Source organism: Streptomyces sp. NPDC031474 (assembly GCF_055581185.1).
Window position 1 is genome coordinate 81,480 of sequence record NZ_JBVIJX010000008.1, and the last position, 18,380, is coordinate 99,859.

At 69.9% G+C, this 18,380-nt stretch carries 14 protein-coding genes; 4 read left to right on the top strand and 10 right to left on the bottom strand.

Going from position 1 to position 18,380, the window contains the following annotated elements:
• Positions 1 to 70 precede the first annotated feature (70 nt).
• Both ACZ5SK_RS17860 and ACZ5SK_RS17865 read left to right on the top strand, forming a co-directional pair.
• A complete protein-coding gene (locus ACZ5SK_RS17860; RefSeq protein WP_334575885.1) occupies positions 71 to 1,075 on the top strand; it encodes an asparaginase in 1,005 nt (334 codons plus the stop codon).
• A gap of 95 nt (positions 1,076 to 1,170) precedes the next feature.
• The gene (locus ACZ5SK_RS17865; protein WP_443041204.1) at positions 1,171 to 1,374 is read left to right on the top strand and encodes an NUDIX domain-containing protein; all 204 of its coding nucleotides are present in this window, start codon (positions 1,171 to 1,173) and stop codon (positions 1,372 to 1,374) included.
• Between the two features lie 43 nt (positions 1,375 to 1,417).
• Here ACZ5SK_RS17865 and ACZ5SK_RS17870 read toward each other — a convergent pair whose 3' ends face one another.
• The 9 genes from ACZ5SK_RS17870 to ACZ5SK_RS17910 form a co-directional block, all read right to left on the bottom strand.
• Positions 1,418 to 2,260, bottom strand: a complete 843-nt coding sequence (locus tag ACZ5SK_RS17870) for a DUF4097 family beta strand repeat-containing protein (protein WP_361707852.1) — start codon at positions 2,258 to 2,260, stop codon at positions 1,418 to 1,420.
• Positions 2,261 to 2,363: 103 nt separating this feature from the next.
• Positions 2,364 to 2,882: a hypothetical protein gene (locus ACZ5SK_RS17875; protein ID WP_334575888.1), complete on the bottom strand. Its 519-nt coding sequence runs from the start codon at positions 2,880 to 2,882 to the stop codon at positions 2,364 to 2,366.
• 392 nt (positions 2,883 to 3,274) lie between these two features.
• Positions 3,275 to 5,821, bottom strand: a complete 2,547-nt coding sequence (locus ACZ5SK_RS17880) for a sensor histidine kinase KdpD (RefSeq protein WP_334575889.1) — start codon at positions 5,819 to 5,821, stop codon at positions 3,275 to 3,277.
• A 13-nt stretch (positions 5,822 to 5,834) separates the two neighbouring features.
• Positions 5,835 to 6,518, bottom strand: coding sequence for a response regulator transcription factor (locus ACZ5SK_RS17885; protein ID WP_334575890.1), 684 nt, complete (start codon positions 6,516 to 6,518; stop codon positions 5,835 to 5,837).
• A gap of 166 nt (positions 6,519 to 6,684) precedes the next feature.
• Entirely contained in the window at positions 6,685 to 7,353 is a 669-nt protein-coding gene (locus ACZ5SK_RS17890; RefSeq protein ID WP_334575891.1) for a potassium-transporting ATPase subunit C, read from the bottom strand.
• Positions 7,354 to 7,359: 6 nt separating this feature from the next.
• Positions 7,360 to 9,495, bottom strand: coding sequence for a potassium-transporting ATPase subunit KdpB (gene kdpB, locus ACZ5SK_RS17895; RefSeq protein ID WP_334575893.1), 2,136 nt, complete (start codon positions 9,493 to 9,495; stop codon positions 7,360 to 7,362).
• Positions 9,492 to 11,156, bottom strand: coding sequence for a potassium-transporting ATPase subunit KdpA (gene kdpA / locus ACZ5SK_RS17900; RefSeq protein ID WP_334575894.1), 1,665 nt, complete (start codon positions 11,154 to 11,156; stop codon positions 9,492 to 9,494). Before kdpA ends, kdpB begins: the two co-directional genes overlap by 4 nt.
• Before the next feature lies 1 nt (position 11,157).
• A complete protein-coding gene (gene kdpF / locus ACZ5SK_RS17905; protein ID WP_099013225.1) occupies positions 11,158 to 11,247 on the bottom strand; it encodes a K(+)-transporting ATPase subunit F in 90 nt (29 codons plus the stop codon).
• A 259-nt stretch (positions 11,248 to 11,506) separates the two neighbouring features.
• A complete protein-coding gene (locus ACZ5SK_RS17910; RefSeq protein ID WP_334575897.1) occupies positions 11,507 to 13,351 on the bottom strand; it encodes an APC family permease in 1,845 nt (614 codons plus the stop codon).
• A 236-nt stretch (positions 13,352 to 13,587) separates the two neighbouring features.
• Between ACZ5SK_RS17910 and ACZ5SK_RS17915 the strand changes: the two genes are divergently transcribed.
• On the top strand, positions 13,588 to 14,097 hold the full coding sequence (locus ACZ5SK_RS17915; RefSeq protein WP_468418548.1) for a hypothetical protein: 510 nt from the start codon (positions 13,588 to 13,590) through the stop codon (positions 14,095 to 14,097).
• Here ACZ5SK_RS17915 and ACZ5SK_RS17920 read toward each other — a convergent pair.
• Positions 14,075 to 16,561, bottom strand: coding sequence for a sensor histidine kinase (locus ACZ5SK_RS17920; RefSeq protein WP_468418547.1), 2,487 nt, complete (start codon positions 16,559 to 16,561; stop codon positions 14,075 to 14,077). The genes ACZ5SK_RS17915 and ACZ5SK_RS17920 overlap by 23 nt on opposite strands.
• A 235-nt stretch (positions 16,562 to 16,796) precedes the next feature.
• Here ACZ5SK_RS17920 and ACZ5SK_RS17925 point away from each other — a divergent pair, with 235 nt between their 5' ends.
• The gene (locus tag ACZ5SK_RS17925) at positions 16,797 to 18,371 is read left to right on the top strand and encodes a Na+/H+ antiporter (protein WP_361707860.1); all 1,575 of its coding nucleotides are present in this window, start codon (positions 16,797 to 16,799) and stop codon (positions 18,369 to 18,371) included.
• The last annotated feature ends 9 nt before the right edge of the window (positions 18,372 to 18,380 follow it).

An 18,380-nucleotide genomic window follows, 5' to 3' on the forward strand; every position in this document is an offset into this window, starting at 1 on the left:
GCGATCTCCGTGGGCGGGATACGTGACGATCTCCTCACGAACCGGACCTGACGAGCGCGAGCCTGGGGGCATGGTGGGGGCAACGAGAACGGTGGCGGTCTACTCGCTGGGCGGCACCATCGCCATGACCACCGATCCGCTGACCGGTGGAGTCGTACCCGCCTTGTCCGCACACGATCTCCTCGCCGGCGTCCCCGGCCTCGACAAGTGCGGCGTCGAGCTGCTCGTCCACGACTTCCGCCGGGTACCCGGCGCGTCACTCACTTTCGACGACCTCACCGAACTCGCCGCCGTTATCGGCAACACCCTCGACGGCGGCGACATCGACGGCATCGTGATCACACAGGGCACCGACACCATCGAGGAGACCGCGTTCTTCCTCGACCTGCACCATGGTCACGACCAGCCCATCGTCGTCACCGGCGCCATGCGTAACCCCACGATGGCCGGCCCCGACGGCCCCGCAAACCTGTACGCGGCCGTCATTGCCGCCGCAGACCCGTGCCTGCGCGGCGCCGGAGCGCTGGTCGTGCTGAACGACGAGATCCACGTGGCACGGCACGTCCGCAAGGCCCACACCACCAGCCCCGCAGCGTTCGCCTCACCTGGGGCAGGCCCCATCGGCCGCGTCACGGAGGACCGCGTACGTCTGCTCTCTTCCCCGCCCCGACGTCCAGCCCCCCTCAGGCCACCGAGCCGCGAGGTCCGCGTAGGCATGTATGCCGTCAGCCTCGGTGACGACGGCACACTGCTCTCCGCGTGGGACAGCCTCTGCGACGGGCTCGTCATCGCCGCCTTCGGCGTCGGCCACGTCCCCCAACGCCTCGTGGAGACACTCGAAGCGCTCGCCTCCCGCATCCCCGTCGTTCTTGCTTCGCGCATCGGCAGTGGCCCCGTGCTGAGCAGAACGTACAGCTACCCAGGATCGGAGAAGGACCTCATCGACCGCGGTCTCATCCCGGCCGGCGACCTCGGCCCGTTTCAGGCACGGCTGCTGTTGCACGCCCTGGTCGCCCAGGAGGCCGACCGCAGAGCAATCGTCGAGACCTTCGCCGCCTTGTCCAACCAGCCCTGAGAACCACGGCTGGTCAAGGAGTGACGATGTCCTGAGCCCCTTTTCAAGTCCTTGTCGTTCCCTTCCGCCGAGTCGGCGACCAGGTCGAATTCGCTGTGCTGCTGCGACGCGAGGACATGAACGTCTGGCAGGGCGTGGCAGGGGGCGGTGAGGTCGACGAGACGCCGCAGCAGGCCGCCATACGTGAGACCTGTGAGGAGCTCGGCCTCGACCGGCCAGTCCCGTTGTACCGGCTGCGCTGCGGAGCGGCCATGACTGCATGGTCGCCGTGCCGGATGCACTCACCGACCTGCTGTTGAAGGCCGGCTGACCGGTTGCCGGTTGCCGGTTGCCAGGAGGCGCTCAGGCTTTGGCACGGACGATGTCGATGTTGCCCCAGTTGGTCCGTGCGTGGACCTTGACGGTGCCCTCGGTCAGCTCCGGGGCGTCGGACGCGGCGAGCGCGTTGCGTACCTGCCCGCGGTTGGAGCTGACGTCGAGCCAGGCGGCGGCGCCCTCGCGGACACCGACCTCGATGGAGCCGTTGGAGGTCTCCAACTGGACGCTGCCGCAGGCGACTTCGGCGACGCGAAGGAGACCGTTGGTGGTGGTGCCGGTGACCGACGCCTCGGCGCGCCTGATGTCGATGGCGCCGTTGGCGCCGTTCACCCGCAGCTCGCCGGTCACGGCGCCGACGGTCGTGGTGCCGTGGGAGTTCTTCAGGACGGCGGGGCCGTCGACGAGGCCGACGCGGACGTTGCCGGTGCTGCTGGTGATCTCGGCCATGCCTTCGACCCGGTCGACGGTGGTCGAGCCGTGCGACGCCTTCAGCTGCAGCGGGCCGGTGGTGTCGAGGCGGACATCTCCGGCCGAGGTCTTCACGCGGACCTCGCCGAGCCGGCCTTCGCCGAGCACTCTGGCCCCGGCGCCGGTCACGTCGATGTTCGAGCCCGTAGGCAGTTCCACTGTCACATCGACGGTGCCGCCGCGCCCGAGCAGATTGGCCCTGGGTGTGGTGACGGTCAGGGTGCCGCTCGCGTAGGCGACCTCGGTCTGGTCGGCCGTCCGTACGTCCAGGTCCTTCTTCGGGTCGCGGGGCCGTACCTCGACGACGGTGTCGGGGCGGTCGCCTGCGGTGAACTGGATGGAACCGGCGTACACGTAGGCGGTGACCGAAATCGGTTCGGGAGTATCGAAAGAAGGCATGGCTGTCCCGTCCTCATGAGTCTTTGGGGCGTCCCCGCTGGTGGGACGTGGTGTGGGTGCTGTGCTGGTTCTTTTTTTGGGGGGGTGCGGGCGGGGGGCGCGGCTAGCGCACCCAGCCCGTGAAGCTCTGTCCGACGGTCTGGGTCTTCTCCGTCGTACGTGGCCGGGCGCCGCTGTCGACCGCGACCGACACGGCCCGCACCAGCCACGCGTTGACCGACAGGCCCTCGCGGCTCGCGGCCTCCTCGGCGCGTGCCTTGAGGTGGGCCGGCAGACGCAGGTTGACACGGGCGGTGCCACCCTCGTCGCCGTCGGCCGGGGCCGGAGTCCTGAACGGTTCGACGGGCGCGACGGGTTCCGCGGGGGCGCCGCCGTAGGTGGGCGGTGGTGTCACCACGAAGTCGGGGTCGAGCCCGCGCAGCCGTACGTCGACCGAGCCGGGGGCGAGGTCGCGGGTGATCTCGTCCATCGCGGCGGAGAGCACGTTGAGCATGATCAGCCGGGTCGCCGACTCCAGGGGAGCGGTGAGCCTCTCGGCCAGCTCGCGGGCTTCGTCACCGCCGGCTTCGGCGGCCACCGCAAGCTCGCGGCGGAGAGTGTCGACGTATGGGGTGAGGTCCATAACGCCACCATGGCACCATGATGGCACCTCACGCAAGCCGGTAGGCGCCACCTTCCGGCCCACCCTCACCAAGACAGCCATGAGCTGCAGAAACGTATCGACATCGATCTGAGTGATTGTGGCGCCGCGCGCCCGAATACGCTCCCGAGGACGCAAAACGGCACCTGACGGCAACGTGTGGCACCACGCAGCGCCATGTGATGCCATGTGGTGCCACGTGGCACCGGATAGTGCGAGGCGATGTCGCGAGGAGGGGCGGGTGGCGGCATGGTCGGGCCCGACCCGCCCAGTCAGGGCATCTGTGTGGTCGTGTCATACCCGCAGGGATTCGCCGATGTGACGGAGCCCGAGTGGCTTGAAGGGCCCCTGGGCCCCTCTTCGCGCGTCTGCCCTCAGGACGTGGCCACGGCCGGCAGGTCCGCTTCCGGTGTCCCGGGGTGGCCCGCCGTCCGCGGCAGGCTCAGCACCATGGTGAGGCCCCCGCCAGGCGTGTCCTCGGCGTCGAGGGTGCCGCCGATGGCCTCGGCGAAGCCGCGGGCGACCGCCAGACCGAGGCCGACACCGGTGCCGCGCGGCGAGTCGCCGTAGCGCTGGAAGGGTTCGAAGATGCGGCCCTTGGCCTCGTCGGGGACGCCCGGACCACGGTCTACGACGCGCACCTCCACCCGGTCCGCGATGGCGCTCGCCGACACCAGCACCGGGGTGTCCGCCGGACTGTACTTCACCGCGTTCTCGACGATGTTGGCGACGGACCGTTCCAGAAGCCCCCGGTCGACGTCGACCATGGGCAACGTCTCCGGGATGTCGAGCTCCACGCTGTCCTCGGGCACACCGCCGAGCGCCATGGGCACGACTTCGTCGAGGTCGGTCTCGCGGATGATCGGTGTGACCGTGCCGGTCTGCAGACGGGACATGTCGAGGAGGTTGCCGACGAGGTGGTCCAGGCGGTCGGCGCCCTCCTCGATGGCCTCCAGCAACTCCGCCTGGTCCTCCTCCGACCATGCAACGTCGTCCGAGCGCAGGGAAGTGACCGCGGCCTTGATGCCGGCGAGCGGGGTGCGCAGGTCGTGGCTGACGGCGGCGAGCAGGGCAGTGCGGATGCGGTTGCCCTCGGCCAGTTCCTTGGCCTGGTCGGCCTCCTGCCGAAGCCGCCGGCGGTCCAGGACCACGGCGGCCTGGGCCGCGAAGGCCGCGAGCACCCGCCGGTCCTCGGCGGGCAGGACCCGTCCGGTCAGCACCAGCGCCATGTGGTCACCGACCGAGACGTCGACGTCAGCCTCGTCGGGGGTGGTGCAGGGCTGTGGGCCGACGCTGCCTGCGCAGGTCCAGGGTGTCACGTCGCTCTCGCGCTCCAGCAGGGCCGCCGACTCCATGCCGAAGGTCTCGCGGACGCGCTCCAACAGCGCCTCCAGGCTGGTCTCGCCCCGCAGGACGTTGCCTGCGAGGAAGGACAGGATCTCCGACTCGGCCCGCAGGCGTGCGGCCTGGTGGGTGCGGCGGGCCGCGAGGTCGACCACGGACGCCACGGACACCGCGACTCCGACGAAGATCGCGATGGCCACGATGTTCTTCGGGTCGGCGATGGTGAAGGTGTGGACGGGCGGGGTGAAGTACCAGTTCAGCAGCAAGGAACCGGCCGCCGCCGAGGCCAGGGCCGGGAACAGGCCGCCGAGCAGGGCCGCGGCCACCGTCATCGCCAGGAAGAGCAGCATGTCATTGGCGAGTCCGACATCAGGGGAGACACCGCTCAGCAGCCAGGTCAGCAGCACGGGGCCGCCGAGGCCGGCCACCCAGCCCCAGATGAGGCGGGACCGGCCGAGGCGTGCTCCGCGGGCGACCGGGAGTCCGCGTCCCTTGCCCGCCTCGTCGTGGGTGATGAGATGGACGTCGAGGTCGGGTCCGGACTCGCGGGCGACGGTGGCTCCGACGCCGGGGCCGAAGGCGTACTGCCAGGTTCTGCGGCGGGAGACGCCCAGCACGATCTGGGTGGCGTTCACCCCCCGCGAGAAGTCCAGAAGTGCGGCCGGTATGTCGTCGCCGACGACGTGGTGGAAGGTGCCACCGAGGTCCTCCACCAGGGTCCGCTGGACGGCCAGTTCCTTCGGGGAGGCTCCGGTGAGGCCGTCGCTGCGCGAGATGTAGACCGCCAGCACCTCGCCGCCGGCGCCCTTCTCCGCCAGCCGGGCGGCGCGGCGGATGAGCGTACGGCCCTCGGGGCCGCCGGTCAGGCCGACCACGATCCGCTCCCGCGAGCCCCAGATGGTGGAGACGCTGTGCGCGCTGCGGTACTCGGTCAGATAGGCGTCGACCCGGTCGGCCACCCACAGCAGCGCCAGCTCCCGCAGGGCGGTGAGGTTGCCGGGGCGGAAGTAGTTGGACAGGGCCGCGTCGACCTTGTCCGGCTTGTAGATGTTGCCGTGCGCCATACGGCGGCGCAGCGCCTCCGGGGACATGTCGACCAGGTCTATCTGGTCGGCCCGGCGTACGACCTCGTCCGGGACCGTCTCCCTCTGCCGTACTCCCGTGATCGACTCCACCACGTCGCCGAGCGACTCCAGGTGCTGGATGTTCACCGTGGAGATGACGTTGATGCCGGCGGCCAGCAGCTCCTCCACGTCCTGCCAGCGTTTCTCGTTGCGGGAGCCGGGGACGTTGCTGTGGGCGAGTTCGTCGACGAGCGCCACCTGCGGACGGCGGGCCAGCACCGCGTCCACGTCCATCTCGGTGAAGGTGCCGTCCCGGTACTCGATCTCCTTGCGCGCGATCTGCTCCAGGCCGTGCAGCATCACCTCGGTGCGCGGCCGGTGGTGATGCTCGACGAAGGCGACCACGCAGTCGGTGCCCCGCTCCACGCGGCGGTGCGCCTCGGAGAGCATGGCGTAGGTCTTGCCGACGCCGGGCGCCGCGCCGAGGTAGATCCGGAGCTTGCCGCGTGCCATGTACGCCCTTCGTTCATGCTTCGAAGCGGTAGCCCATGCCGGGCTCGGTGATGAGATAGCGGGGGTGGGAGGGGTCCGATTCCAGTTTGCGACGGAGCTGGGCCATGTAGACGCGCAGGTAGTTGGTCTTGTTGCTCTGGGAGACGCCCCAGACGTCCTGGAGCAGCTGCTTCTGGGTGATCAGCCGGCCCGGGTTGGTGACCAGGATCTCCAGCAGGTGCCATTCGGTGGGGGTGAGGCGGATGTCGCGGCCCTGGCGTACGGCCTTCTTGGCCAGTAGGTCGATGGTGAAGTCGTCCGTCTCCACGTGCGTCGCCCCGAACGCGAGCGGTACTTCTTCGGTACGGCGGACGGCGGCCCGCAGCCGGGCCAGCAGCTCGTCCATGCTGAACGGCTTGGTGACGTAGTCGTCGGCGCCGGCGTCGAGCGCGGCGACCTTCTCGTCGGACGCCTGCCGGGCGGACAGCACCAGGATCGGGACGCGGGTCCAGCCGCGCAGGCCCTTGATGACGTCGACGCCGTCCATGTCGGGCAGCCCGAGGTCGAGCATGACGACGTCGGGCTGACGTGCTGCCGCGAGCCGGAGCGCGGTGGCGCCGTCGGGGGCCGCGTCGACCCCGTACTGGCGTGCCTGGAGATTGATGATGAGGGCCCGGACGAGCTGCGGGTCGTCCTCCACCACCAGCACCCTTGTCATGGGCGTGAGCCTTTCCTGTCGTACGTCGGGCACGTGGGCGCCAGGAGCACGGCAACCGGCGTCATGACCACGGGAGTTGACGGACCCAGGATTCCTCCCGGGCCGCCAACTCCCACGCGGGTCGCGTAAAGCCATCGGCTCAACAGCCTGTCGGCTCTTGTGCTCTTCAGCTCTTCGCCACGAGTTCCTTGAGCGCGATGTTGAGCTCGAGAACGTTCACGCGGGGCTCGCCGATGAAGCCGAGGGTGCGGCTCTCGGTGTGCTTCTTGAGCAGCTTCTCCACCTGGGCGACGGACAGGCCGTTCTTCTCGGCGACCCGGTGTACCTGGATCTCCGCGTATTCCGGGGAGATGTCCGGGTCGAGGCCGGAGCCGGAAGAGGTGACGGCGTCGGCGGGGACCTCGGACGGCTTGACCTTGTAGTCGGCGGTCGAGTTGTCCTTGACGACGGCGGCCTTGGCGGCGGTCACCCAGTCGATCAGGTCCTTGTTGTCGGCGGACCGGTTGGTGGCGCCGGACAGGATCAGCTTGTACCGGGTGTTGACGCTGTTGGTGCCGAGGCCGTTCTGCGGGCGGCCCTGGAACCACTTCAGGTCGGGCTCCGGGGTCTCCTCGCCCTTCTTCAGCGGCAGGTTGTACGACTGCCCGATCAGGGAGGAGCCGACCACCTTTCCGTCCGCCTTGATCTCGGAGCCGTTGGCCTCGTCGTGGAAAAGCGCCTGCGCCACGCCGGTCACCGCGAGGGGGTAGATGACGCCGGTCACCAGGGTCAGCACGAGGAGGGCCCGCAGGCCCGCCCCGAGCAACCGGACGGTGTTCGATACGGAGTTGTTCATGGCGGCTCAACCGATTCCGGGGATGAGGGAGACGAGCAGGTCGATGATCTTGATGCCGATGAACGGGGCGATCAGGCCGCCGATGCCGTAGATCGTGAGGTTGCGCCGCAGCATCTTGTCGGCACTCACCGGCCGGTACTGCACGCCCTTCAGGGACAGCGGCACCAGCGCGATGATGATCAGCGCGTTGAAGACGACTGCTGACAGGATCGCGGAGTCCGGCGAGGCCAGGCCCATGATGTTGAGCTTGTCCAGGCCCGGGTAGACGGCCGCGAACAGCGCCGGGATGATCGCGAAGTACTTCGCGACGTCGTTGGCGATGGAGAACGTGGTCAGCGCACCACGGGTGATGAGGAGTTGCTTGCCGATCTCGACGATCTCGATGAGCTTGGTCGGGTTGGAGTCGAGGTCGACCATGTTGCCGGCCTCCTTGGCGGCCGACGTGCCCGTGTTCATCGCCACGCCGACGTCCGCCTGGGCCAGCGCGGGCGCGTCGTTCGTGCCGTCGCCGGTCATCGCGACGAGCTTGCCGCCGGCCTGCTCCCGCTTGATGAGGGCCATCTTGTCCTCGGGGGTGGCCTCCGCGAGGAAGTCGTCGACGCCCGCCTCCTCGGCGATCGCCCTGGCCGTCAGCGGGTTGTCGCCGGTGATCATGACGGTCTTGATGCCCATGCGGCGCAGTTCGTCGAACCGCTCGCGCATGCCGTCCTTGACGACGTCCTTGAGGTGGATGACGCCCAGGACGCGAGCGCCGTCGGTGTCCTCGATCGCGACGAGCAGCGGGGTGCCGCCGGCCTCGGAGATGCGGTCCGTCAGATCCGAGGCGTCCCGCGCGACTTCGCCGCCCTGTTCCGTCACCCACGCGATGACCGATCCTGCGGCGCCCTTGCGGATCTTCCTGCCGTCGACGTCCACGCCGGACATCCGGGTCTGGGCGGTGAAGGCGATCCACTCGGCTCCGGCGAGCTCTCCCTGGTGTCGCTCGCGCAGGCCGTACTTCTCCTTCGCCAGTACGACGATGGAGCGGCCCTCCGGGGTCTCGTCGGCCAGCGACGACAGCTGGGCGGCATCGGCGACCTCGGCCTCCGTGGTTCCCGACACCGGCACGAACTCGGACGCCTGGCGGTTGCCCAGCGTGATGGTGCCGGTCTTGTCGAGCAGCAGGGTCGACACATCGCCGGCGGCCTCGACCGCGCGGCCGGACATCGCCAGGACGTTGCGCTGCACCAAGCGGTCCATGCCCGCGATGCCGATCGCCGAGAGCAGGGCTCCGATGGTGGTCGGGATCAGGCATACCAGCAGGGCGACCAGGACGACCATCGTCAGGTGGGTGCCCGCATAGTCCGCGAACGGCGGCAGCGTGGCGACGGCCAGCAGGAACACGATCGTCAGCGAGGCGAGCAGGATGTTCAGCGCGATCTCGTTCGGCGTCTTCTGCCGGGCCGCGCCCTCGACCAGGCTGATCATCCGGTCGATGAAGGTCTCGCCCGGCTTTGTCGTGATCCTGATGACGATGCGGTCGGAGAGGACCTTCGTGCCGCCGGTGACGGCGCTGCGGTCGCCGCCCGACTCACGGATCACCGGCGCCGATTCACCCGTGATCGCCGACTCGTCGACCGACGCGACGCCCTCGACGACGTCACCGTCTCCCGGGATGATGTCGCCTGCCTCGCAGACGACCAGGTCACCGATCTTCAACTCCGTGCCCGGCACCTGCTCCTCGGCGCCGTCCTTGAGCAGCCGGCGTGCCACGGTGTCGGTCTTGGCCTTGCGCAGGGTGTCGGCCTGCGCCTTGCCCCGGCCCTCGGCGACCGCCTCCGCCAGGTTGGCGAAGACGACGGTCAGCCACAGCCAGACGCTGATCGTCCAGCCGAACCAGTCGCCCGGGTCCCGGAAGGAGAACACGGTGGTCAGGACGGACCCGATCCACACCACGAACATCACGGGCGACTTGACCATCACCCGCGGGTCGAGCTTGCGGAAGGCGTCCGGCAGCGACTTCAGAAGCTGCCTGGGGTCGAAGAGGCCCGCGCCGACACGGCCCTCGGCGGGCTTGTGCCCGGAGGGCACGTCGCTGTGGGGCGCCCGGGTCGGGGTGGCTGTGGACATCGCGTCCTCTTGCTTCGTCGTGTCGGTTGTCATGACGCCAGCCCCTCGGCCAGCGGGCCCAGGGCGAGGGCCGGGAAGTACGTGAGGCCGGTGATGATCAGGATCGCGCCCACCAGCAGACCGGTGAACAGCGGCTTCTCGGTGCGCAGGGTGCCTGCGGTGACCGGAATGGGCCGCTGCTCGGCGAGCGAGCCGGCCAGCGCCAGCACGAAGATCATGGGCAGGAACCGGCCCAGGATCATCGCCAGCCCGATCGTGGTGTTGAACCACTGCGTGTCCGCGTTCAGACCGGCGAAGGCCGAGCCGTTGTTGTTCGCGCCGGACGTATAGGCGTAGAGGATCTCGGAGAAGCCGTGTGCGCCGGAGTTCGTCATCGAGTTGCCGGGCGTCGGCAGAGCCATCGCGGCGGCCGTGAAGATGAGCACCAGGGCCGGGGTGATCAGGATGTAGCAGGCGGCGAGCTTGATCTCGCGGGTGCCGATCTTCTTGCCCAGGTACTCGGGCGTACGGCCGACCATCAGACCGGCGATGAACACGGCGATGACCGCCATGACGAGCATGCCGTAGAGGCCGGAGCCGGTGCCGCCGGGCGCGATCTCGCCCAGCATCATGCTCAGCATCGTGATGCCGCCGCCGAGGCCGGTGAAGGAGGAGTGGAAGGAGTCCACCGCACCGGTCGAGGTGAGGGTGGTCGACACCGCGAAGATCGAGGACGATCCGACGCCGAAGCGGACCTCCTTGCCTTCCATGGCACCGCCGGCGATCTGGAGCGCCGGGCCGTGATGAGCGAACTCGGTCCACATCATGAGCGCGACGAAACCGACCCAGATGGTGGCCATGGTGGCGAGGATCGCGTAACCCTGCTTCACACTGCCGACCATCACGCCGAACGTCCGGGTCAACGCGAACGGGATGACCAGCAGCAGGAAGATCTCGAAGAGGTTGGTGAAGGGGGTCGGGTTCTCGAACGGGTGGGCGGAGTTGGCGTTGAAGTAGCCGCCACCGTTGGTCCCGAACTCCTTGATGGCCTCCTGCGAGGCGACCGCCCCGCCGTTCCACTGCTGCGAGCCGCCCATGAACTGACCGACCTCGTGGATGCCGGAGAAGTTCTGGATGGCACCGCAGGCGACCAGCACGATCGCCGCGATGAAGGCGCCCGGCAGCAGGATGCGGGTGACTCCGCGCACCATGTCGGACCAGAAGTTGCCCAGTTCACCGGTGCGGGAGCGGGCGAAGCCGCGCACCAGCGCCACCGCCACCGCGATGCCGACCGCCGCCGACACGAAGTTCTGCACAGCCAGACCGGCGGTCTGCACGACGTGGCCCATGGCCTGCTCGCCGTAGTACGACTGCCAGTTGGTGTTCGTGACGAACGACGCGGCGGTGTTGAACGCCTGGTCGGGGTCGATCGCCTTGAAGCCCAGCGAACCGGGTAGGACGCCCTGGACCCGCTGCAACAGGTAGAGGAAGAGAACGCTGACCGCCGAGAAGGCGAGCACGCCCCTCAGATAGGCCGGCCAGCGCATGTCGGTGTCGGGGTCGGCACCGATGCCCTTGTAGATCCACTTCTCGACCCGCCAATGGCTGTCGGAGGAATAGACCTTCGCCATGTAGTTGCCGAGAGGGATGTAGGCGAGCGCCAGTGCGCCTATGAGGGCGAGCAGTTGGAGGACGCCGGCGAGTACGGGACCCATCTCAGAACCTCTCCGGGAAGATCAGGGCGAGGACGAGATAGCCCAGCAGGGCGACGGCCACGATCAGGCCGACGATGTTTTCGACGGTCACAGCTTCGTCACCCCCTTGGCGACGAGAGCCACCAGCGCGAACACCGCGATCGTGATGACGACGAAGGCCAGATCGGCCATCGCGAACTCCTGGAGTGAGGTGCGGGAGAAGAACGGACGATTAGAGGAAACCGCCTCCGTGGCCGGATCCGGCCGGCCATTGACGGCTCTCTTACGGCGACACTCACACCTTTGACGGGACTCTTACGCCCCTGATCGGTACCGGTGGGTGAGCCGCCCGTGACTGTGCGGGACGTCACTCACAGCAGCCGGAAGCGGAGCCGGCAGATGACCGCGTCCGTCTCGCGCCGCACGGCGTGCGCGACGACCGCCCCCCGCTGGTTCTGCAGCAGCCTCTGCCACAGCCGCTCCGGCTCGGTCTCGGGGATCAGGACGGTGACCCGGGTGGCCGGCTCGGACGTCATGACCTCACGCACGTAGGCAGCGATGGGGTGGCCCAGGGTGCGGCGCTCGGAGGTCAGCCGGACCAGGGGTACGCCGGGGTCCCACTCGGCCCATGCGCCCTCCAGGGCGTGCATCTGCGCGCGGTCCTCGGGGTCCGGGTAGCAGACGGTGACCGCGCGGACCTCGTCGCCGAGGGAGGCGGCGGCGCTCAGTGCCTCGGACGTCAGGCGGGAGAGGGAGGAGACCGGAACGATCACGACGGACCAGTCGCGGTGCGGGTGCTCCGGGACGCGGCCGAGGCCCAGCCGCTCGCCGATTCGCGCGTAGGCGCGGTGTACGGCGACGAAGGCCGCCACCAGCAGCGGCAGTTCGACGACGATCAGCCAGGCGCCCTCATCGAACTTGCTCGCCGTGACGACGATCGTCGCGACACCCGTCAGCGCCGCCCCAAAGCCGTTGAGCAGCGCCTTGCCGCGCCATCCCGGGCCACGCTCAAGGCGCCAGTGCCGGACCATGCCCACCTGGGCGATGGTGAAGCCGACGAAGACGCCGATGGCGAAGAGCGGCACCAGGGTGTTGGTGTCGCCGCCGGAGAAGACCAGCAGTGCGGCGGACACGGCGGCCAGGGCGAGCACCCCGTGCCGGTGGACCTGCCGGTCGGCCTTCAGGGCGAACACGTGCGGCAGGTAGTTGTCGCGGGCCAGCAGCTTCAGCAGCACGGGCAACCCGCCGAAGGACGTGTTCGCCGACAGGGCGAGCAGGATCATCGTCGCGAACTGGATGACGTAGAAGGCCCAGTTGTGGCCGAGGGAGGCGTCCGCGAGCTGGGCGAGGACGGTGACGCCCTCGACCGGCTGGAGGTGGAAGCGGGAGATCAGCACCGACAGGCCGATCAGCATCACACCGAGGACCGCGCCGAGGGCGACCTCCGCCCGCTGGGCGCGCTTGACGCGCGGGCGGCGGAAGGAGGGCACGGCGTTGGCGATCGCCTCGACACCCGTCAGCGCGGAGCACCCGGAGGCGAAGGCTTTCAGCAGGAGCAGTGCGCCCACGCTGGTCGCGTTGTCCGCCAGGACCGACGTGTGCCCGGCCGCGGTGGCCGTGCTCACCGGTTCGGAGCGCAAGAGGCCGACGCCTATCAGCACGAGGATCGAGCCGACGAAGACGACGGTCGGCACGATGAACACCCTCGCCGACTCGACGATGCCGCGCAGGTTCACGGCCGTGATCAGCACCAGTACGCCCAGGCACAGCCACAGCCGGTCGTCGTACAGAGCGGGGAAGGCGGAAGTCAGGGCTGCCACACCGGCCGTGACGGCGACGGCCACGTTGAGGACGTAGTCCAGGACCAGCGAGGCGGCGGCCACCAGGCTCGTCCGCACCCCCAGGTGCGTCTTCGCCACGGCGTAGGAGCCACCGCCGTCCGGGAAGGCCGCGACCACCTGTCGGTACGAGGCGACCAGCACCGCCAGCAGGCCCGCGATGGCCAGCGTCACCGGCAGCGTGAAGCCCAGGCCGTGCGATCCGGCGGCGGCCAGCACGAGGACGATGGCCTCGGGGCCATACGCCACCGACGCCATCGCGTCCAGGGACAGGGCGGCCAGCCCGGTGACGGCGGTCAGCCGGTGCCGTTCGCCGGTATCCCGCGGCTCCTCGCCGACGGGGGCGGTGCCGCCGGGCTCGGTGGTCAGGACGGACATGGGTGCGTGCTCCTTCTTCCGCGCCGCGCACGAGGGCCGTGGTACTGCGGTGTGCGCGATGCACTCAGGGTGTGTCCGTTTCCGGCCGCATATGACCATTCCTTGCGGCATCTTCGCGCTGAAAGAGCCGACTTTGACGGACTTTTGACGGCGGTACGAGAGCTCCCGTCAGAGTCGCGTCAAGGGCTCCCGTCAACGGTGTCGATCCGGCTCTCCGGTTCCCTACGGTCGCCCCTATGGAATCCGGGGACGCGGCGCACGACCTCCGCTGGGCAAAGGACGTACGGGACTCGATCCGCTGTGCCGGCGCGCTGTTCGCTGTCCTCCTCCTCGTCGACTGGGGCACGGATCGCTTCACGCTCCGCCGCGGCGCCCTGTGGCTCACCCTGGCGCTGCTGCTCCTCCTGGTGCTGTATCCCGCCCGCGTGTCTGCGGGCGAAGGCTGGCTGGCCTCGCGACGGCTGCTGCGCGAACGCCGTGTCCGTACGGATCTGCTGGTGTCCGTCCGCTGCTTGGACGGCGTCTCCCAACGGCTCGTGCTGCGGGACGCGTTCGGCGGGCGCGTGGAGATCGACCCTGAAGTCCTGGTGAAGAACCCCCATGTGTGGCTGCGGCTCGACGCGGGCGCGCAGAAGTCGGCGGCCGGCGGCACCCTGTTGTGCGGTGCCACTGCCCTGCGCCGCCTCTCCCGGCGCATCGACCGCGAGACCGCCCACGCGGTGTTCAAAGCCTCCGGCTTGGAGTGACGTGTTCGGTCTGTTCAGCGAACGGCAGCGACACGACCATCGTCAGGCCACCGCCCGGTGTGTCCTCGGGGACGAGGGTGCCGTTCATCGCCTCGGTCAGGCCACGGGCGAGGGCGAGCCCGAGGCCGAGGCCGGTGGTGTTGTCGATGTCGCCGAGCCGCTGGAACGGTTGGAAGAGCCGGTCCCGGCCGGTCTGCGGGAGCCCGGGGCCTCGGTCCACGACGCGCACCTCCACCCGGCCCGCCAGCGCGCTCGCCGTGACCAGCACCTTCCGCCCCGGTGGGGTGTGACGGGCCGCGTTGCCGACCAGGTTGGCGATCACCCGCTCCAGCAGCGGCGGATCGGCCAGCACTGCCGGAATGTCCTCGACGTCCGCCACCGCGACGGCGTCCGGGACGTCCGCGAGGGCCATGGGCAGGACCTCCTCCAGGCTCGTGGACCGCAGGTTCAGCGTGAGCGCCCCCGCCTCCAGACGGCTGAGGTCGAGGAGGTTCTCCACCAGCCGACTGAGCTTGGCCATGGACTCGTCGGCGGTGGCGAGGAGTTCGTCCCGGTCCTCTGGCGAGAACTCCACGTCCCGGCTGCGCAGCGAGGTGACGGCCGCCCAGCCCGCGGCGAGCGGGGTACGCAGGTCGTGGCCGACGGCCCGCAGCAGCGCTGTACGCATCCGGTCGGCGGCTTTCACCGGCTCCACCTCGGCCGCCGCCTCGGCCAGCCGGGCCCGCTCGACCGCGGACCCGACATGTGCGGCGAAGGCGGCCAGCACCCGCCGCTCCGAGGAGGACAGGGTCCGGCCGCGCAGCACCAGGTACGCGCCCGGTCCGGCCGGCACGGCGGTGAGACCCTCGGTATCGGGCGGCTCGTCGGCCAGTTCCACCGAGTCCATGCCGAAGGTCTCCCGCGTACGTTCCAGCAGGGCCGGGATCGTCGCGTCGCCGCGGACGATGCTGCCGGCCAGCGACGACATGGTCTCGGCCTCGGCGGTGGCCCGGGCCGAGCGGCGCGACAGGCGCAGGGAGCGGTCGACGACGGCGGCCACGGTGGCGGCGACGACCGCGAAAACGCCCAGGGCCAACAGAGCGTTCGCATCCTCCAGTGTGAAGGAGCCGATCGGCGGGATGAACCAGTAGTTCAGCAGCAGGGACGCCGTCACCGACGCGATCAGCGCCGACACGACCCCGCCTATGCAGGCCACTCCCACCACCGCGAGCAGGAACAGCAGCGCCTCGCTGGTCAGGTTCACCGTCCCACGTACCTGCGCGAGGGCGGCCGTCAGCAGCACCGGCAACACCAGCCCCGCCACCGGGCCCGCGATCAGCCGGGCCCTCGACAGCGTGCGGCGGCGGGACGGCAACAGCGTGCCGCGCCCTGCGCGCTCGTGGGTGACCCGGTGGACGTCGATGTCGCCGGACAGCGCCGTCACGGTCTCCCCCGTGCCCGGACCGGTCAGGAACCGCTCCAGCCGGCCTCGGCGACTGGTGCCAAGGACCAGCTGGGTGGCGTTCTCGGCGCGGGCGAACTCCACCAGCGTGGTGGCGATGTCGTCGCCGACCACGGAGTGGTAACTGCCGCCGAGGTCCTCCACGAGCCGCCGCTGCCGGGTCAGTGAGGCGTGCGAGACTCCGGCGGCGAGGCCGTCGCTGCGGGCGACGTGTACGGCGAGCAGATCACCTCCGGCCGACCGGGCGGCGATCCGGGCGGCCCGCCGGATCAGCGTGTCCCCCTCCGGCCCGCCGGTCAGCGCGACGACGACCCGTTCCCGCGTCTCCCACACGCCGCCGATGCCGTGCTGCGAGCGGTAGTCCAGCAGCGCCTCGTCGACCCGGTCGGCCACCCACAGCAGCGCCAGCTGGCGCAGGGCGGTCAGGTTGCCGGGACGGAAGTAGTTGGCGAGGGCCGCGTCGACCTTCTCGGGGGTGTAGACGTTGCCGTGCGCCAGCCGCCGCCGCAGCCCCTCCGGAGGCATGTCGACCAGCTCCACCTGGTCCGCGCGCCGTACGACCTCGTCCGGCACGGTCTCGTGCTGGGGGACGTGCGTGATCTTCTCGACGACGTCGTTGAGGGACTCCAGGTGCTGGATGTTCAACGCCGTGATGACGTCGATTCCGGCGGCGAGCACCTCCTCGATGTCCTGCCATCGCTTGGCGTTGCGGCCGTCACCGGGCACATTGCTGTGGGCGAGCTCGTCGATGATCGCGACCTGCGGGCGCCGGACCAGCACGGCGGCGAGATCCATCTCCTCGAACTGCCCGCCTCGGTAGGAACAGCGGGCGCGGGGGACGACCTCCAGGCCGTCCAGCATCGCCTCGGTGTGCGGCCGCCCGTGGCACTCGGCGAACCCCACCACCACATCCGCCCCGCGAGCGGCACGCCGCCGCCCCTCGTCGAGCATCCGGTAGGTCTTGCCCACCCCCGGGGCAGCCCCGAGATAGACCTTCAGCTGTCCGGGCCGTACGTCACTCATCGCCGTCGACGCGCTCCGCTCACTGACTCAACTCCCTCAGGAGACCGGTTACTTCTCCTACCGAAGCGCCTCCGGGCACCGTAAGGGGCGCCCGTTAGCGCTTTCTTGGCGCTGATCACGGGGAGCTTGACACTGCCTTGACGTGCCGTGGCCGGATAGGGTGACAGCGGTGTGCCGGGAAGTCTGGTCGGCGGGGGAGCCAAGGCGGCTCCCTTTGTAGCCCCAGGGAGACGGCATGCGCGGCGTCGGTACGGTTCTGGCACTGGTCATCCTGGCCACCATCGTGGCGACCTTCGCCCGCCGGTGGCGCATTCCCGCGCCGTCCCTTCTCGTGGTCGCCGGCCTCGCCGTGGCGCTGCTGCCGGGCACGCCTCAGATCGAGATCAGCCCCGAGATCATCGGCCTCGTCGTCCTGCCGCCCCTGCTGTACGCCAGCGCCGAGGAACTGTCCTGGCGCGAGCTGAAGGCCGTCTGGAAACCGGTCGGGATCCTCTCGATCGGCCTGGTGCTGGCCTCGGCCGCCGCAGTCGGTTGGGTTGCGTCACTGGTGACGCCCCTGTCGTGGCAGATGGCGTTCGTGCTGGGCGCGGTGCTGGCCAGCACGGACCCGGTGGCGGTGACCGCGCTCGGCAGACGCCTCGCCCTGCCTCCGAAGGTGCAGGTCCTGGTACAGGCGGAGAGCCTCTTCAACGACGCCACCTCTCTGGTCCTCTTCCGTGTGGCGGTGAGCGTCGCCGTGGCCACAGCGGCGGCCGGCTGGGGCGCGGCGGGCGGCGAGTTCCTGCTGCTGGCGGGCGGTGGAACGGTCATCGGCGCGGCGGTCGCCGGGGTGGTCGCGCTGATCCGCCGACGCACCGAGGACCCGGTGCTGGAGACGGTGATCTCCCTGGTCACCCCGTACGCGGCCTACGTCCTCGCGGAGGCCGCCCACACCTCCGGCGTCACGTCGGTAGTGGTGGCGGGCGTCGTGCTCGGCGGCCGCGGCGACCGCCTCACCAACGCCCGCATTCGCCTCCAACTCCACGCCGTCTACGGCACCGTGGTGTTCCTGCTGGAGAGCGTGGTCTTCAGCCTCATCGGGCTGGCGCTGCCCGCGCAGGTGCGGGCGCTGGCCGACGGCGACCGCGCCTGGCCGCTGTACGCGCTGGCGGTGGCGGCGACCCTGATCGCCGTACGACTGCTGTGGCTGGCGCCGCTGTCGGCCGTGGTCCAGCGCCAGGGCGGCGGCCGGCGGACGAACTGGCGGGTGCCGCTGGTCCTGACCTGGGCGGGCACCCGAGGCGTGGTGCCATTGGCGGCAGCATTGTCCATCCCGGAGAACACGCAGAACGGCACCGCCCTGGCGGACCGCCCGTTGGTCCTCGTCCTGACCACGTCGGTCGTGGTCGTCACCCTTGTCGTCCAGGGGTTCACCCTCGCCCCGGTCGTGCGTCGCTCGGGCATCGCCCTGGAGCCCGATCACACCGAGCGCGAGGAAGCCTCCGCCCGCTGCCGGCTGGCCGACGCGGGCATACGGCGCCTCGACGAGCTCTCCGAACTCGAAGCCGTACCGGACGTCGTCCTCGACCGTCTCCGCCGTGGACTCACCGCCCGCCTCGACGACGCCCGCGACCGCCTCACCGACGACCACGGCGCCACGGCCCCCGTCGAGTCCGCCGACCTGATCTACCGCCAGCTGCGCCGGGACCTGATCGCCGTCGAAGCCCTGGAGCTGCAACGCCTCTACGACGAGCAGACCATCAGCGACACCACACGGAGAAGGCTCCAGCGCTCCCTCGACCTGGAGGAGGCACGACTGGCAGACGTCTGAGCGGCAGTG

Excerpts from the sequence above, each read along its gene's own strand:
- ACZ5SK_RS17890 (WP_334575891.1), bottom strand. The coding sequence starts at position 7,353 with ATGAACAACTCCGTATCGAACACCGTCCGGTTGCTCGGGGCGGGCCTG.
- ACZ5SK_RS17920 (WP_468418547.1), bottom strand. The coding sequence starts at position 16,561 with ATGAGTGACGTACGGCCCGGACAGCTGAAGGTCTATCTCGGGGCTGCC.
- ACZ5SK_RS17915 (WP_468418548.1), top strand. The coding sequence starts at position 13,588 with ATGGAATCCGGGGACGCGGCGCACGACCTCCGCTGGGCAAAGGACGTA.
- ACZ5SK_RS17875 (WP_334575888.1), bottom strand. The coding sequence starts at position 2,882 with ATGGACCTCACCCCATACGTCGACACTCTCCGCCGCGAGCTTGCGGTG.
- ACZ5SK_RS17860 (WP_334575885.1), top strand. The coding sequence starts at position 71 with ATGGTGGGGGCAACGAGAACGGTGGCGGTCTACTCGCTGGGCGGCACC.
- ACZ5SK_RS17910 (WP_334575897.1), bottom strand. The coding sequence starts at position 13,351 with ATGTCCGTCCTGACCACCGAGCCCGGCGGCACCGCCCCCGTCGGCGAG.
- kdpA (WP_334575894.1), bottom strand. The coding sequence starts at position 11,156 with ATGGGTCCCGTACTCGCCGGCGTCCTCCAACTGCTCGCCCTCATAGGC.
- ACZ5SK_RS17885 (WP_334575890.1), bottom strand. The coding sequence starts at position 6,518 with ATGACAAGGGTGCTGGTGGTGGAGGACGACCCGCAGCTCGTCCGGGCC.
- ACZ5SK_RS17870 (WP_361707852.1), bottom strand. The coding sequence starts at position 2,260 with ATGCCTTCTTTCGATACTCCCGAACCGATTTCGGTCACCGCCTACGTG.
- ACZ5SK_RS17925 (WP_361707860.1), top strand. The coding sequence starts at position 16,797 with ATGCGCGGCGTCGGTACGGTTCTGGCACTGGTCATCCTGGCCACCATC.
- ACZ5SK_RS17880 (WP_334575889.1), bottom strand. The coding sequence starts at position 5,821 with ATGGCACGCGGCAAGCTCCGGATCTACCTCGGCGCGGCGCCCGGCGTC.
- kdpB (WP_334575893.1), bottom strand. The coding sequence starts at position 9,495 with ATGACAACCGACACGACGAAGCAAGAGGACGCGATGTCCACAGCCACC.